This window comes from Gluconobacter roseus (genome assembly GCF_046058915.1).
GTDB classification, from domain to species: domain Bacteria; phylum Pseudomonadota; class Alphaproteobacteria; order Acetobacterales; family Acetobacteraceae; genus Gluconobacter; species Gluconobacter roseus_A.
Genome location: NZ_CP175538.1, coordinates 986,561 through 1,002,521, shown reverse-complemented (window position 1 = coordinate 1,002,521; position 15,961 = coordinate 986,561). Strand labels below are relative to the sequence as shown.

Genomic DNA, 15,961 nt, shown 5'->3' with positions numbered 1-15,961 from the left:
GTTGATGCGCCTGGCTCGTGATTTCAGGCTTTTGGCGATTTGATTGACGGTTTTTGGGGGAGCTTTTGATCTGCGTTTTGAGCAGATCGGGAACTGCTCTCCCGCTGGATGACTATGCGCTCGCGTTCAATCTTTCGAGGAAGAGGAAGCGGCGCATGTTGTAGACGATATTGGCCAGCCCGATCCTCATGGTGGCCCGGGTGATACCGACAGTTCGGATGAACAATCCCGTCTGTGATTTCTGGTCGGCAAAGACGTGCTCGACGCGCGATCGGATCACGGACTTTCCAGCATTCGATTTCTGGATATGTCGGGGCATAGGCTTGAGATGCGGCTTTTTTCTGTGAACCTTTGAGACAAAACCCTCTTTGTCCATGAAGTCCTCATTCGCTTTCGAGCGATAAGCTGTATCAGCCCAAACGCTTGAGGCCGTATTGGTTTTATCTAACAGCCCCTCTCTCAATCGCGCACCATCACTGGCGGCGGCATCCGTCGTCTTCCATTTTCGGATGAACCGAAACTTCCGGTCGATGGAGACGTGGGATTTGTAGCCAAAGAACGGGATGGCGAGATCGCTCGACGGTATGGTTCCATCGTCCTGCCGCTTCGCCTTCGTGAACTTCAGTGTCCATCGTGCATGACGATCCTTATGCGACATCTTTGCGGGCTTGTCCTGCCAGTCTTCGGGAATACGTCCTGCCCGGAGATCCGCTTTCTCAGCCTTCGTATTGCGCTGCTTTGGAGCAGCCACCAGTGTTGCATCCAGGATCTGGCCTGACATCGGTAAATACCCGGCGTTGCGCAGGGTCGCATCAAAGCGGTTGAACAGCCCTTCGATCGCACCCGCCTGGGTCAGACGCTCGCGGAACAGCCAGACCGTTTTGGCATCCGGCACCCGATCCGAAAGTCCCAGACCAAGGAAACGCATAAAGGAGAGGCGGTCGTTGATCAGATACTCTGTCCGTTCATCAGACAAATTGTTCAACGTCTGGATGACCAGAATTTTGAACATCAGCACCGGATCAAACGGCGGACGTCCGCCTTTACTTCCGTCTGAATAGGCCAGAGCCAGCTCCAGATCAGGGCGGAACACCTCAAAATCCACAGTCCGGGAAAAGGCCTCCAGCTGATCGCCAAGCCCGCTCAGCCGAGCAAGCCGCTCTTCAACATCAAAGAAACCAGGCTGCTTCATCTTCCACCATCCCCAATCAACGCCGAAGAAATGGAATCACACAGAACAGCTCAGAGCCAAGGGTTTTTCGAACCCTCCAGGTTCCGAAACGATTCATGGTCACCGGTGCTGGCTGTCAATCCTGAGTTTGACTGACGCAATGAATGGGTCAAATCTGCAACTCAGTCTGATAGCCTTTGTATGAAGGCGGCTTTATTTAACTCAGTTAGCTTCAAAACCAATTTCTCGGTATTTTTCAATAATATCCTTATTAGCCGGATCTGATTTGGGCAGTGAAACTCGGATTGTTTCTCCGTAAACGCTATCGGCTGCTGTGCTAAGATCGACAACAGTTCCAATCAGCCCTCCAAAGATCAAATTACCAAATATCCATCCTTGAATATCACTCTCATCGACGCCTGTAACGGGCTGATAGTAAGGTTTCTGACATCGAACGATCAGATTATTATGGCTTTTATAAACGGTGAATGTTGCTGGTGTGTACAAATTTGCAATCAATTTCCCAGAACGATGTACATCACACAAAGCTCCATTAGGTTCACTGTTAATAGAGATTGTTTGTTTCTGACCTTCGAGAATTGTTGCGCATCCCATAAGCGGTATGCAGGAAACAAACAATGCGAATAAAGGAAGAGGTCTCATTTTCATTCTGCTTCAATTCTTGAGGTCAGATAGAATAAATAATAATAGTTTAATAATTATTAACGACAAACAAGAAATATGATGCTTGTAGGATAATTTCCTAAAATTCTTATATTTCTATCAGGCGTCAGGACTGATGATCGGAACATGGTGGTCGCTTCGAAGAAAAGCGCTGATCAAAAAATGAATGTATATCTGTCGTATTGTGTGTCGATGTGTCTTCAGTTCTTGAGGCGTTCGCGCAGGAACTCGATGCAGTTGTGGGGTTTGTATTTTTGCTTTTCGTATTTGATAGGATTTTCGGCCTGGATGTAGAGCTTGAGCCTTTTCGGCCAATCAATTGCCTTAGGACTTTGACGTTCCAGTCGCCAGGCCGTCCATCATTCAACTGAAGATTCCTATGGCGGCCTCAGCGTTTTCAACGGTTGTGCAGCGTTTTGTGCGGATCATATTTTCAGAACGCGTCGTACAGCGCCCTCTATTGCGATTTTTAAGATGATACTGTTCATCACACGACGATCATCAATCTCGGGCATGTCATGGCTTTTTGAAAAAGATGGCCGTAGACAATTCATCTATTCGTCCGTCAGGCAGTAAGATTACTTACTTTTCAGCTTCCTCATAGAATCGTTTGATATTGAGACTGAATTAGTTCGCAGCAGCCAAGACTATGGATAAATACCAAATCTATCTGCAGATTGACAGAAAATAGCGATTTTTGGGAGATGGTGGACCTGACGCGATTCGAACGCGTGACCTTTGCCTTCGGAGGGCATCTGTAAGTCAAAAAACCCTATAATTTCCAGACACTTAAATCATGACAAGGCCATGTATGCTAGGACTATGCTAGAATTTCAAGTCCGAAAATCATTATGTGGTACGCTTGTTAGGTGGCTGCTGTTTGAAGGAATGTGAGTAATGAGTTTGCCCCCGTTCTTGAGAAGTAAGTCGGCCTATATCCGCTATATGTATGCTCAAACTCACCTTGAGAAATTGCGAGAGCAATTGAGCTTGGCAGAGAAGTTGGACAATTTTGAACTTGAATCTCTTCCAGATGACGAACGCAAGAAAACTATCCGCTGCAAAAATCCACCGCCGGTTTTGCTGAGTTTGCTACTTGGTGACGTGATTTACAGTTTAAGGAGTGCGTTGGATTATGTGACGTGTGGGTTGGTCACGCTGAACAAGCCCAATGCGGACCTAAGCCATGTTCAGTTTCCCTTTGGCAGAAAAGGAGAACGCTTAAACAGCGGGCAGAGAAAGCGCATCGAAAGTATTTCAGATGAGGCACTAGGGCCTGTTAGGGCTTGATCCAGTCTGCTGCGGCAGCGATGTGGATGACCGCGAGGAACGACGTTGCTGTTTTTTCATATCTGGTTGCGACAGCGCGCCACTCCTTGAGGCGAGCCCAGAGGTTCTCAACGAGATGCCGACACCGATAGGCCCATTTGGGGCAGACGACCGGGCCATCGCGTCGTTTCGCGGGAATGGCTGGCCGTGCTCCCATGTCCCATATCCGTTCACGAAAGGCATTTGACGCATAGCCCTTGTCCGCCACTACCCACAGGGGAATGGCGGGAAGGTTGTCGAGCATGGCTGGTGCCAGGGGCAGTTCATGAGCCTGTCCGGGGGCCAGCGCAAAACCGAAGGCTTTTCCATGTCCATCAGCGATCACGCAGACTTTCGTGCCATAGCCGCCGCGAGAGCGGCCAAGTGCTTCACGATGGTCTCGCTCTTCGAAAGAGGCCCCTTTTTTGGGCTCCCGCCGCTTTGTGGTGAGCCCTGATGTTCGTGCCATCCAGAAAAGTCATTCCGAATGCCACTCCCTGTTGTTCCTGAACCAGTGCGAGCAGCCGCTCCCATACGCCGAGCTTCGCCCAGCGGATGAAAAGCTGCGCAGCCCGCCACCACGGACCCAGTTCAGCGGGGATGCTCCGCCATTTCGCGCCATTCTCATGACGCCAGAAAATCGCTGCTATCGTCCGCCGCAGATCATGTGGCGGCGTCTTGCCCCTCGGGCGAACCTCCTCAATCAGAGGTTCCCAGATCGCCCATGTCTCGTCCGTAAAGGTGCCTGTTCTGTCTCCTTCTTCCATCCCTACAATATGGGAAGAAATTCAAGATCTAACAGGCCCTAGAAGCCATAGAGCATATGCGTGCCGAATACGGAGAAGGTTTATCGTTGCTATGTGAATTTAGCAATCAGGACAAACACCGCTTCCTCATGCCGGCTTACTCCCATTTAGTGTCTTTTAGATTTGCCGCTGATACGCGAACATCTAATTCGACGACAATGTCCGTACAACCTCTTGCGGGCCACGAAAAACTGCTGCCACTTCGAGATGGTGAGATTGTTGATTTCTCTGATGGCACTCTAAAAACCGTAAAAATTGGATTTCAGTTGGAAGCTGGTGGCGCTTCATACAGAAGTGAAAGCATCGACCTAATCAATGATGCGGTTAGGCAAACGTTGAATGAGTTGCTGCCGCTCACTCAGTCACCAGTGCCTGCTCAAGGGGTACACCCCTAGAAACTTTTAATCGTCAGGCGCAAACGCACACCCTAGTTATTTTTCTGTGTAAGCTGGATTTGAAATAATTTTTTTCTCAGGAGCGAGGAAAATGAAAAGCAACCTCACACCCGTAGATGGAGGGTTCGAAAAACCCCCTGGTATTGAGGTCTGCTCTGTGATTCCATTTCCCCTTAGTTGATTGGGGATGGTGGAAGATGAAGCAGCCTGGTTTCTTTGATGTTGAAGAGCAGCTTGCTCGGCTGAGCGGGCTTGGCGATCAGCTGGAGGCCTTTTCCCGGACTGTGGATTTTGAGGTGTTCCGTCCTGATCTGGAGCTGGCTCTGGCCTATTCAGACGGAAGTAAAGGCGGACGTCCGCCGTTTGATCCGGTGCTGATGTTCAAAATTCTGGTCATCCAGACGTTGAACAATTTGTCTGATGAACGGACAGAGTATCTGATCAACGACCGCCTCTCCTTTATGCGTTTCCTTGGTCTGGGGCTGTCGGATCGTGTGCCGGATGCCAAAACGGTCTGGCTGTTTCGTGAACGCCTGACCCAGGCGGGTGCCATTGAAAGGCTGTTTGACCGATTTGACGCGACCCTGCGGAACGCCGGTTATCTTTCGATGTCCGGCCAGATCCTGGATGCAACACTGGTGGCTGCTCCAAAGCAGCGCAATACGAAGGCTGAGAAAGCGGATCTCCGGGCAGGACGTATTCCCGAAGACTGGCAGGACAAGCCCGCAAAGATGTCGCATAAGGATCGTCATGCACGATGGACACTGAAGTTCACGAAGGCGAAGCGGCAGGACGATGGAACCATACCGTCGAGCGATCTCGCCATCCCGTTCTTTGGCTACAAATCCCACGTCTCCATCGACCGGAAGTTTCGGTTCATCCGAAAATGGAAGACGACGGATGCCGCCGCCAGTGATGGTGCGCGATTGAGAGAGGGGCTGTTAGATAAAACCAATACGGCCTCAAGCGTTTGGGCTGATACAGCTTATCGCTCGAAAGCGAATGAGGACTTCATGGACAAAGAGGGTTTTGTCTCAAAGGTTCACAGAAAAAAGCCGCATCTCAAGCCTATGCCCCGACATATCCAGAAATCGAATGCTGGAAAGTCCGTGATCCGATCGCGCGTCGAGCACGTCTTTGCCGACCAGAAATCACAGACGGGATTGTTCATCCGAACTGTCGGTATCACCCGGGCCACCATGAGGATCGGGCTGGCCAATATCGTCTACAACATGCGCCGCTTCCTCTTCCTCGAAAGATTGAACGCGAGCGCATAGTCATCCAGCGGGAGAGCAGTTCCCGATCTGCTCAAAACGCAGATCAAAAGCTCCCCCAAAAACCGTCAATCAAATCGCCAAAAGCCTGAAATCACGAGCCAGGCGCATCAACCAACGGTTCTTCGATCCCTCCACGTTCAAACCGCTCTCAGCCTTCAGGAGAGATTCATAATAGAATCGCTGTGCGAGCTTTTCAGCTTCGTGGCGATCTCTCGTTCCTAAAGATTTTCGGATTTGTCCCTGTCCGGGAATGGAGAAGCGGACTGACCAGTTAGCAGAGCCGGTCTGTTTGAACACATTATATGGTGCGGAAACTACGTTAGAACTATGCTTATCCACGCGTAAAAGCCCTGTTTTCTGCCCTTATGCTAGCACTAAGCTAGAGGGAAATGAGACAAGCCAAAATCTTAAGTCTCTGAAAAACAAGGAAATTTGGTGGACCTGACGCGATTCGAACGCGTGACCTTTGCCTTCGGAGGGCAACGCTCTATCCAGCTGAGCTACAGGTCCATGCGCCCTCAGATAACTGCTTCGGCGCAAGATTGCCAGCCCTCTTTTTTGAAAGTTCGGTCAGGCTGTTTTCCGCTCCGTGACGAGCTTATGGAAAAACTTGTGTCTGGGCCGTGGCCTGCCATGCGGCAGCAGCGATATCGCCCCCTGAGGGAAGGAACTGGCCGGGATCTGTCAGCCAGGCGACAGCGTCCTGTGCTGCGCTCCGTCGATCCCGGCTGAGAAGATGGTGGGCGCCGGGCAGTTCATCAATCCGGGTTCCGGATGGCAGTTTCCGGAGCAGGCGGGCCGTGAAAGGCGGCAGGACGAACTGGTCCCTTCCGCCGAAAATAATAAGCAGCGGTAGACGGGCTTTTGGTGCAGAATTGTAGGCGGCCCGCATCAGGAGTGTCAGACCGTAGAGCGGATGGATCGTCGAACTGTGCAGGGTGAGGGGATCGAAATACAGCCGCCGAAGCGCCCTGATATTATCGCTTGCAACCCGGTGGCCGGGTACGGCGGAGCCATCAAGTTTCCAGTGTGGGGCGAGCAGGTCCATGCCGCCCAGAATGGCTTCCCAAGGCTGGCCAATATCCAGTGCAGCGGGAGCGAGCAGGATCGTGCTGCTGATGCCGGGTGTGTCCGATGCCGCAAGGAGCAGGGCGATTGCGCCCCCCATGCTTTCTCCCATGACGTGGATAGGAATGCTCGGATAGCGGGCGTGTAGCCAGAGAACCTCTTCACGCGCGTCCTGCACCATTTTTGCCTTACCGGCCCAGCTTCCCCGCTCTGCAGTCTGTCCGAAGCCGCGAATGTCCGGCGCGGCGAGCGTAAAACCTGCGGAGGTAAAGGTCGGGGCAGCGAATTCGAAGGCGTCCCGACTGTCTCCGTATCCATGAAGGGCAAGGATGATGCCGCGGGGTTCAGGTGTGTCTGCGGGATACAGCCGCAGCGGAATATGGGCTCCATCCGACATGGTGAGGGTGAGGGTTGGAGGAATGAGCGCCGTTTCCTGAGCTGTTGGGTGCAGATCCGGCATATGTGGCGCCGTGCAGCCGCCGAGCAGAACCAGCGGTCCCGTCAGGCAGGCCAGTCCGAAGGAAAGACGTGCGAGGCAGTTTGAAACGAAGGGGAATGGGCCTATCATCGCGAGGATTTTAGAACGTCCGCTCCTTCGGGGCGAGAAGGGAGACATTCGTGCCGCCAGAAAAACCTGATCTGGGAAAGCCTGATTCGGGCAAGCCCCATCTGGTACTGATCGACGGGTCCGGCTTCATCTTCCGTGCATTCCATGCTCTGCCGCCGATGAGCAGCCCCGAGGGCGTGCCGGTCAATGCGGTCTATGGCTTTACGAACATGCTGGCGCGTCTGCTGCGGGATCATGTGGGGACGCATCTGGCCGTGATCTTCGATGCCGGCCGCACGACGTTCCGCAACGAGATCTATCCGCAGTACAAGGCCCATCGCCCCGAACCGCCGGAAGACCTGCGCCCGCAGTTCGGCCTGATCCGCGACGCCACGGCGGCTTTCAACGTGCCGTCGATCGAGCTTGCCGGCTGGGAAGCCGATGATCTTCTTGCTGCCTATGCAAAGGCGGTCGTGGCAGATGGCGGGTGCTGCACCATCATTTCGTCCGACAAGGATCTGATGCAGCTCGTGCGTCCCGGCGTCGAGCTGATGGACCCGATGAAGCAGAAGCCGATCCGCGAGGCCGAGGTCGAGGCCAAGTTCGGTGTCCGTCCCGATCAGGTCGTGGACGTGCAGGCGCTGATGGGGGATTCGACCGACAACGTTCCTGGCGTGCCGGGGATCGGTCCGAAGGGTGCGGCGCAGCTCGTGAACGAGTACGGTACGCTGGACCAGATCCTTGAAGCTGCACCGGGCATGAAGGCGTCCAAACGGCGTGACAACCTAATCGAACATGCCGATGCCGCGCGCATGTCCCGCAGGCTGGTGCTGCTGGATGATAACGCGCCGATGCCGCAGCCGATCAGCGAGCTCGGCTGCCGTGAGCCTGTTCGCGAAACCCTGCGGGACTGGCTGGAAGAGATGGGCTTTCATTCCATCATCCAGCGCATGGGGCTGGGGCTGGCTGCAAAGCCGCGCCCGTTCACACGCCAGATCGTCCGGCCCGAGGACAAGGCTGCCGAACGCGAAGAAGCCGCTGCTGTTACGATCCCAGATGCGCCTTATGGTCCCTACGAAACCGTGACGGACATGGACGCGCTGGATCGCTGGATTGCGGACGCACGGGCTGCGGGCGTCGTCGCTGTCGATACCGAGACTGACAGTCTTAATGCGCGGCAGGCCAATATGGTCGGGCTGTCGCTGTCGGTTGCGCCGGGGAAGGCCTGTTACGTGCCATTCCTGCACGAAACCATGCTCGACCTGCTGGAAGAAGATTCGATCGGAGAGGCTTTTGTCCGGCAGCTGGACCGCACCGCAGCGCTGGAGCGTCTGAAGTCGCTGTTGCAGGATGCGTCCGTTCTGAAAGTCTTCCAGAACGCGAAATATGATCTGACCGTCTTTCGCGGCGCAGGCATTCCCGAAATCACGCCCATCGACGATACGATGCTGATTTCCTACGCCCAGTCCGCCGGTGAGCACGGGCAGGGCATGGACGAGCTGTCGGAGCTGCATCTGGGGCACACGCCTGTTACGTATGATTCTGTGACGGGAACGGGACGCAAGCGCATTCCGTTCGCGCAGGTGGCGATCGATACCGCGACCGCCTATGCCGCCGAGGATGCCGATGTCACGCTCCGTCTGTGGCAGGTGCTGCGTCCGCAGTTGCGGATCCGGAAGGCGCTGGCGCTGTATGAGGAAATCGAGCGTCCGCTGATCCAGATCCTGACGGATATGGAAGATGTCGGCATCAAGGTGGACGCCACCGAACTGCGCCGCATGTCCGCCGATTTTGCCGAACGCATGGCGACGATCGAACAGGACATCCACGCGCAGGTCGGGCGGAGCTTCAATGTCGGCTCGCCGAAGCAGCTTGGCGAAATCCTGTTTGACGAAATGGGTCTGCCTGGCGGCAAGCGGACGAAGAGCGGAAGCTGGGGCACGGATTTCGGGGTGCTGGAATTGCTGGCCGAGCAGGGGCATGAGCTGCCGCGCAAGATCCTGGACTGGCGTCAGCTGGCCAAGCTGAAATCCACCTATGCCGATGCGCTGGTCCAGCAGATGGATCAGGATACGCAGCGGGTTCATACGTCCTTTCAGATGGCTATCACCACGACGGGACGGCTGTCTTCAAACGAGCCGAACCTGCAGAACATCCCCATCCGCACCGAAGAAGGCGCGCGCATCCGCAAGGCGTTCGTCGCCGCTCCCGGCTGCGTTCTGCTGTCCGCGGATTACAGCCAGATCGAACTGCGTCTTCTGGCTCATGTCGCAAAGATTGAACCGCTGCTCGAAGCGTTCCGTCTGGGGCAGGACATTCATGCCCGCACGGCGTCCGAGGTGTTCGGCATTCCGCTTGAAGGCATGGACCCGCTGACCCGTCGCCGGGCCAAGGCCATCAATTTCGGCATCATCTACGGCATTTCGGCCTTCGGTCTGGCGCAGCAGCTTCAGATTTCCGCAGGTGAGGCACGGTCCTATATCGACGCCTATTTCGCCCGCTATCCCGGCATCCGCGCCTATATGGAGCGGACCAAGGAAGAAGCGAAGAAATACGGCTATGTCACGACGCCATTTGGTCGCCGCTGCTATGTGCCGGGCATCACCGAAAAGAACGGTGCCCGTCGTGCCTATGCGGAACGTCAGGCTATCAACGCGCCGCTTCAGGGCGGGGCCGCGGACATCATCAAACGCGCCATGGTCCATCTGGCACGGCGTCTGCCGGCGACGGGTCTGAAGGCACGCATGGTATTGCAGGTGCATGACGAACTGCTCTTCGAAGTCGAAGAGCAGGATGCGAAGGCACTGGCAGAGTTCGTTCGCACGGAAATGGAAGGGGCCGCCAAACTTGATGTGGCCCTTGAGGTAGAAACCGGTATTGGCCCAAGCTGGGCTGACGCACATTAAAGACAGGAAGGTCATGCAGACCAATCACGAACGCCGCAAGCGGGTCGGCAATCGCATCATCTGGAGCGTTCTCGCCGTTGCGGCCGTTCTGGGATATGTCGGCTTCCATCTTGCGTCCAATGGCGGACCAGGTCTTCTGGTCCAGTCCAATGGCAATGAGGTCGGCGGCAGCTTCCGTCTGGACTCGCTGGGCGAAAGCACTGTCACCGAGGGCGATTTTCATAATACCTGGATGCTGGTCTGGTTCTTCGATGCCAACTGCCCCGAGGAAAAGTGCAAGCCCGTGCTGAAGAGCATGGAGCAGGCGCTGGTTACGCTGCGTCCGGAAGGTATCCGCGTTTCGCCGCTGGCCGTTTCCCTCAATCCGTTCGACGAGGCTGACCCGCTCAAGGAATATGTCCTGCCTGTCGCACCCCATGTCATGCCGTTCACGGCCACGCCGAACATGATCAAGGCCATGACGGCCGAATATCATGCGCCGCTCCAGAAGGAAGGGGACCATTTCGTTCCCGCGCCGCAGATTGTCATCATGGACCCCAATGCCCGCTATGCCGGCACCATTCCGGCTGACGGCAACGCTGATGCGCTGATCGCGCGTCTGCGTGAACTTGCGAAGCGCTGAATGAAGCGGGGGTCTGCGCTTCTTGCGATAGGAATGGTTCTGGGGCTGGGAATTTCCCAAGCCCGAGCCGGGGAGCAGACCCCGCCTGACTGGAACGGCATTACGCTCGGCAGTCCCCATCGTGGTGGCACGCTGCACCTGACGGCAGATGGTCCCGGCGGCACGCTGGACCCGCAGATCAATTATGGAACCCAGTACATCCAGGTGTTCCTCAACATGTACGATCCGCTGCTAACGTTCCGCATGGTTCCGGGAACAGCGGGACTGGAAGTGGTGCCGGACCTGGCCGACGCCATGCCGCAGATCAGTCCGGACGGTCTGATATGGCGCATGCATCTGCGCTCTGGCCTGCATTTTTCAGACGGTTCTCCCGTGCGGATTGAGGATGTAGTCGCGTCTTTCCGCCGCATCTATCGTGCAGGCAGCCCGACGGCAGCCTCATTCTATGGCGGAATTGTAGGTGCGAAAGAGTGTCTGGAAAAGCCTGATTTCTGCACGCTCCCGGGTGTCGAAGGGCATCCGGACACCGACGAGATCGTCTTTCATCTGACAAAACCGGATGGCGAGTTTCTGTACAAACTCGCATTCCCCCATGCCGTGATCCTGCCGGCAGGCACCCCGCCGCATGATCTGGGTGGGACAACTGTTCCCGGAACAGGACCGTACCGGATTACGGAATATGATCCGGGTCACGGCATGGTGCTGGAGCGCAATCCGCACTTCCATGTCTGGAACCCGCAGGCCCAGACGGATGGCTTCGTGGACCGAATCGAATATGATTTCGGTCTTTCGGATGAAGCGCAGGTCACAGCCGTCGAGCAGGGACGCTATGACTGGATGCTGGACGCCAAGCCGGCGGACCGTCTGGGTGAACTGGGCGCGCGATATACGTCCCAGGTGCACATCAATACGCTTCTGGGCCTGTATTATCTGGCGATGAATATCCATGAAAAGCCGTTCACGGATGTCCGCGTGCGCCGGGCCGTCAGCATGGCCGTCAACCGCCATGCCATGACGATCCTGTTTGGTGGTAACGCGATTTCCGAACCGCTGTGCCAGATGGTGCCGCATGGTATTCCGGGTGCCGATCTGGGAATGAGCTGCCCGCAGGATGTGGAAGGGGCACGCCGCCTGATCCATGAAGCCGGTGCAGAAGGCGCCTCGGTCACGCTGGTGGTCCCCAATCGCGCCATGGAGCTCGGAATGGGCACCTATCTGCGCAATGCCCTTCAGTCCATAGGCCTGAACGCGCAGCTGCGTCCGATCACGGCAGGGCTTGCGGAGTCCTACGAGCAGAATACCGCCAATCACGTCCAGATCGCGCTGGCTTACTGGTTCGCGGATTATCCATCGGCCTCAACCTTCCTCGACGACCTGTTTGGCTGCGATAACTACCATCCGAACTCGGCCGTCTCCCCGAATTTCACGGGCTTCTGCGACCAGCACGTCCAGGTCCTGTTCGGTCAAGCCATGGCACAGACCGATCCCGAAAAAGCGGCCCCGATCTGGCAAGAGGCCGGACGCGCCATCATGGACCAGATGCCCGGTGCACCGATGATCCAGATGCGCACCGTCGATTTCGTCTCCAAACGGCTCGGTAACTATTATTCGACGCTGCTGAACCACATGGTGTTTTCACATGTCTGGGTGCAGTGACGCAGGGTTTGCGTGACAACCTGTTTTGTCTCGAAGAAAAGCGGCCAGCCTATCGGCATCATGACGGTTGATGCGGCTGCCTGTAAGATGTGCCACGCCAATGGCCGGAACGCCCCAGATCTGGCCTTCCCGGGCAAGCACATCCGGCCGGCGCGAATGCTCTTTTCGTAAAACCGGCAGCCCCTGAGCCAAAGCCTCAAAAGTCCCAAGACCAATGACGAGAATCATGCGGGGGCATAGAGCCTTCGCAATCTCCTCGCATTTCTCCACTGAAAATCGCTCAAGCTCTTTGCGAACCGGGCGTGCAATCTGTCGCCATGCGGCCATTGAAGGCGCACGAAAGAAAACAAGATTTAGCCCGGTGCATCGGTCCAGATCTTCGACGCTGAAGATTTTGCGGATTGCGCGCGCCAGCGGCCATGGTGCTGCTACAAATTCAAACCGGGATGGCCATGAGGTATGTTGACCTTCGGCAAAACCGTCCAGCGCATCCTGACTGCGCCCACCCGGCTGGAAGCCAATGAAAAGAATATCGGGACAGGGGCGCGGGGGACCGTAGAGAATACGGTAGCCCAGCGCAGCCTGTCCCATTTCGGGCGCAAGCCTCGCATACAGGGCTTCGGTGTCCCGATAGATCTTCTGGACCAGCAGTGCCGGTCCATCCGTCACAGGCCGATATCGCTGCGGAAGATCTTGTCCTCCCACTGGATTGCAGACGCGCCCTCATAAGCCAGCTTCCGGGCTTCTTCAGGTGTCGACGCCTTTGCGCAAACCGTCAGGACGCGCCCGCCATCCGCGACCAGAACGCCATCGACCAGCTTCGTCCCTGCATGGAAGACCGAGACGCCCGGAACGGCTTCGGCGCGTTCAATCCCGCTGATCCGGCCACCCTTTTTCGGCGCGTCGGGATAGCCGTTCGCCGCCAGCACCAGCGAGATCGAATGCTCGTCGGAAAATTCTGCCGCCGCATGCTCCAGACTGCCCTGCGCCAGTGCCGCGAGGATCGGCAGCAGGTCTGATTTCAGACGGATCAGCAGGGCCTGCGCTTCCGGATCACCGAAACGGACATTGTATTCGATCAGCTTCGGCCCTTCGGTCGTCAGCATCAGACCAGCGAAAATCACACCCCGGAACGGCGTGCCACGACGCACCATCTCGGCCAGCATCGGGCGCACCATGATGTTGAGCGCCTTTTCCTGCATCTCGCGCCCAAAAGCGGGGGGAGGGGAAATCGCACCCATGCCGCCGGTGTTCGGGCCGGTATCACCGTCACCGAGGCGCTTGTGATCGCGTGCGGCCCCGATAAGCACGGCCTTGTCATCCGAGCAGAACGCAAAGAGCGAGACTTCCTCGCCCACGAGGCATTCCTCGATTACGAGCGGCATGCCGAGCCTGCGGATGGCGTCTTCGGCTTCTTCCATGCTCTGGGCCACGACGACGCCCTTGCCGCCAGCCAGACCGTCCGCCTTGATGACGATCGGCGCCCCACGACGACGTACGAACTCAATGGCCGGGGCTTCCTCTTCAAAGCGCTCCCAGCGTGCCGTCGGAATGCCAGCCGCATCCGCCACGTCCTTCGTGAACGCCTTGCTGCCTTCCAGCAGGGCCGCAGCCTTCGTCGGACCTGCGCAAGGAATGCCCGCTTCCGCGCAGGCATCCGCCAGACCGGCCACCAGCGGCGCTTCGGGGCCGGGCACGATCAGGTCGATCTTCTGCTCCTGCGCAAAACGCACCAGCCCTGCGACGTCATCAGTCTTGAGCGGAACGAGCGTTGCGACAGACGCCATGCCGGGATTGCCAGGTGCCGCATAAAGGGCGGTCAGACCCGGTGAGCGCGCAAGACATGTAGCCAGGGCATGTTCACGCCCTCCGGACCCGACCAGCAAAACGCGCATTCCGCTTATCCTTTATTATGCAATCGTGGGCTTCGTTTGAGGGCGTGCGTAGCATAGACTGGCGGCATGATGGAGAGTGATGGCGCGTCGATCCGCGGGAATGTTCCGCAATATTCGGTTTCCGAGATTTCCGGGGCGATCAAACGCACGCTGGAAAGTGGATTCGGCCGTGTGCGCGTCCGTGGCGAGGTCACGGAATTCAAGCGCTATCCCTCCGGGCACGTTTATCTGTCGCTCAAGGATGAAGGCGGCAAGATCGCCGGTGTGATCTGGCGCGGCAGTGTCTCGCGTCTTGGCATGGCGCCGGAGAACGGCAACGAGGTCATCGCGACCGGACGTGTCTCGGCTTACGGCGAGCGCTCCAGTTATCAGCTCATCATCGACCGCATGGAGTTCGCAGGTGAGGGGGCTTTGCTCGCCAATATCGAACGTCTGCGCCGCAAGCTGCTCGAAGAAGGCCTGTTCGACCCCGAGCGCAAAAAAGCCATCCCGTTCCTGCCGTCTCTGGTGGGCGTCATCACGTCGCGCTCGGGAGCGGTGCTGCACGACATCATCACGACGATCAGCCGTCGTTTCCCGCGGGACGTGCTGCTCTGGCCGGTTCCGGTTCAGGGTGAAGGGGCCGCCGCGCAGATTGCTGCGGCCATCGAAGGCATGTCCGTCCGTCGTCCGCGTACGCCGGATGTGCTGATCGTCGCGCGTGGCGGTGGTTCGCTTGAAGACCTGATGGCGTTCAATGACGAGCGCGTTCTGCGTGCTGTGGCGAACTGCCCGGCGCCGATCATTTCCGCTGTCGGCCATGAAACCGACACGACGTTGATCGACCTTGTTTCGGACCGTCGGGCACCCACACCGACCGCCGCCGCCGAAATGGCCGTGCCTCTGCGCTCGGAAATGGTCGCGGACATGGCGCATCGCAATGCGCGTCTGACGGGTGCGCTCACCCGCATCATCCAGACGGCCCGCGCGCGACTGGATCAGGCCGCCGCCCGTCTGCCCGATTTGCCGGGCCTGCTGGATTCTGCCCGGATGCGTCTGGACGATCGTGGCCAGCGGCTCGATCTGGCGCTTCCGTCCTTTGTCATGCGGGTTCGCAACCGGCTCGATGCGCCGGGGATGCATCTGCCGTCACCGGAGCTTCTGATCGGGCGCAGTCGCGCGCGGTTGCAGGCCCTGTGTCTGCCCGCGCCAGAGCTTCTTGTCAGCCGTGCCCGCGCCCGCCTGACGGCTCCCACAACCCATCTTCCCAGCCCGGAACTGCTGATCGAACGTCGCCGGGCAGCCCTGCGCATGGTTTCGGGCGAACTGGATACGGCGTGGCAACGCTCGCTCCAGACCTTCCAGCTCCGGACGGAGCGTCAGCGCCTGTCGCCCGATATCCTTAGAAGCGCCATTCGCCTCCAGCAGGCCCGGCTTCAGGGACTGGGCAGCCATCTTGAGGCCGTCTCTCCCCGTGCCATTCTCAGTCGCGGCTATGTCCTCGTGCAGGATGTGAACGGGCAGCCCGTCACGAGTGCGGAGGCCCGTCCTGTTGCGGATCGCGTTGTTCTGTCTTTCGCTGACGGTGATCGTGGGGCAAGACTGGACAGCCTGTCGCCGCAGGGCGATCTTGGACTGTAACTCTTT

The 15,961-nt window shown here is 57.2% G+C and carries 13 protein-coding genes and 1 tRNA gene; 7 read left to right on the top strand and 7 right to left on the bottom strand.

Features of this window, described 5'->3' with window-relative positions; all coding sequences use genetic code 11:
- Window positions 1–112: 112 nt before the first annotated feature.
- A complete protein-coding gene (locus tag ACJ2A4_RS04680; RefSeq protein WP_408872988.1) occupies window positions 113–1,192 on the bottom strand; it encodes an IS5 family transposase in 1,080 nt (359 codons plus the stop codon).
- 201 nt (window positions 1,193–1,393) lie between these two features.
- A complete protein-coding gene (locus ACJ2A4_RS04675; RefSeq protein ID WP_408873806.1) occupies window positions 1,394–1,834 on the bottom strand; it encodes a hypothetical protein in 441 nt (146 codons plus the stop codon).
- A 918-nt stretch (window positions 1,835–2,752) separates the two neighbouring features.
- Here ACJ2A4_RS04675 and ACJ2A4_RS04670 point away from each other — a divergent pair.
- Complete coding sequence (locus ACJ2A4_RS04670) at window positions 2,753–3,145, top strand: hypothetical protein (protein ID WP_408873805.1); 393 nt, start codon at window positions 2,753–2,755, stop codon at window positions 3,143–3,145.
- Here the strand turns inward: ACJ2A4_RS04670 and ACJ2A4_RS04665 are convergent.
- A protein-coding gene (locus ACJ2A4_RS04665) for an IS5 family transposase (protein WP_408872677.1) occupies window positions 3,135–3,930 on the bottom strand; the annotation gives its coding sequence in 2 pieces (ribosomal slippage) (window positions 3,135–3,591 and window positions 3,590–3,930; 798 coding nt in all). The genes ACJ2A4_RS04670 and ACJ2A4_RS04665 overlap by 11 nt on opposite strands.
- Before the next feature lie 56 nt (window positions 3,931–3,986).
- On the opposite strand from ACJ2A4_RS04665, the gene ACJ2A4_RS04660 reads away from it, so the two are divergent.
- Both ACJ2A4_RS04660 and ACJ2A4_RS04655 read left to right on the top strand, forming a co-directional pair.
- Window positions 3,987–4,364: a hypothetical protein gene (locus ACJ2A4_RS04660; RefSeq protein WP_408873804.1), complete on the top strand. Its 378-nt coding sequence runs from the start codon at window positions 3,987–3,989 to the stop codon at window positions 4,362–4,364.
- 197 nt (window positions 4,365–4,561) lie between these two features.
- Window positions 4,562–5,641: an IS5 family transposase gene (locus ACJ2A4_RS04655; protein ID WP_408873803.1), complete on the top strand. Its 1,080-nt coding sequence runs from the start codon at window positions 4,562–4,564 to the stop codon at window positions 5,639–5,641.
- A 433-nt stretch (window positions 5,642–6,074) separates the two neighbouring features.
- On the opposite strand, the gene ACJ2A4_RS04650 is transcribed toward ACJ2A4_RS04655, so the two are convergent.
- A tRNA-Arg gene (locus ACJ2A4_RS04650) sits at window positions 6,075–6,151 on the bottom strand.
- An 88-nt stretch (window positions 6,152–6,239) separates the two neighbouring features.
- Window positions 6,240–7,277: an alpha/beta hydrolase gene (locus ACJ2A4_RS04645; protein ID WP_408873802.1), complete on the bottom strand. Its 1,038-nt coding sequence runs from the start codon at window positions 7,275–7,277 to the stop codon at window positions 6,240–6,242.
- Window positions 7,278–7,327: 50 nt separating this feature from the next.
- Here ACJ2A4_RS04645 and polA point away from each other — a divergent pair, with 50 nt between their 5' ends.
- The 3 genes from polA to ACJ2A4_RS04630 are packed head-to-tail and all read left to right on the top strand — an operon-like array spanning window position 7,328 to window position 12,440.
- A complete protein-coding gene (gene polA / locus ACJ2A4_RS04640) occupies window positions 7,328–10,162 on the top strand; it encodes a DNA polymerase I (protein ID WP_408873801.1) in 2,835 nt (944 codons plus the stop codon).
- Between the two features lie 13 nt (window positions 10,163–10,175).
- On the top strand, window positions 10,176–10,784 hold the full coding sequence (locus ACJ2A4_RS04635) for an SCO family protein (RefSeq protein WP_062508589.1): 609 nt from the start codon (window positions 10,176–10,178) through the stop codon (window positions 10,782–10,784).
- A complete protein-coding gene (locus ACJ2A4_RS04630) occupies window positions 10,785–12,440 on the top strand; it encodes an ABC transporter substrate-binding protein (RefSeq protein WP_408873800.1) in 1,656 nt (551 codons plus the stop codon).
- Here ACJ2A4_RS04630 and ACJ2A4_RS04625 read toward each other — a convergent pair.
- Both ACJ2A4_RS04625 and purD read right to left on the bottom strand, forming a co-directional pair.
- The gene (locus tag ACJ2A4_RS04625; RefSeq protein WP_408873799.1) at window positions 12,420–13,031 is read right to left on the bottom strand and encodes a hypothetical protein; all 612 of its coding nucleotides are present in this window, start codon (window positions 13,029–13,031) and stop codon (window positions 12,420–12,422) included. The genes ACJ2A4_RS04630 and ACJ2A4_RS04625 overlap by 21 nt on opposite strands.
- Before the next feature lie 74 nt (window positions 13,032–13,105).
- Window positions 13,106–14,335 carry a phosphoribosylamine--glycine ligase gene (gene purD, locus ACJ2A4_RS04620; protein WP_408873798.1) on the bottom strand — a complete coding sequence of 410 codons (1,230 nt, stop codon included), beginning with the start codon at window positions 14,333–14,335 and terminating at the stop codon, window positions 13,106–13,108.
- Window positions 14,336–14,401: 66 nt separating this feature from the next.
- Here purD and xseA point away from each other — a divergent pair, with 66 nt between their 5' ends.
- Window positions 14,402–15,955, top strand: a complete 1,554-nt coding sequence (gene xseA, locus ACJ2A4_RS04615; protein WP_408873797.1) for an exodeoxyribonuclease VII large subunit — start codon at window positions 14,402–14,404, stop codon at window positions 15,953–15,955.
- Window positions 15,956–15,961: the final 6 nt, after the last annotated feature.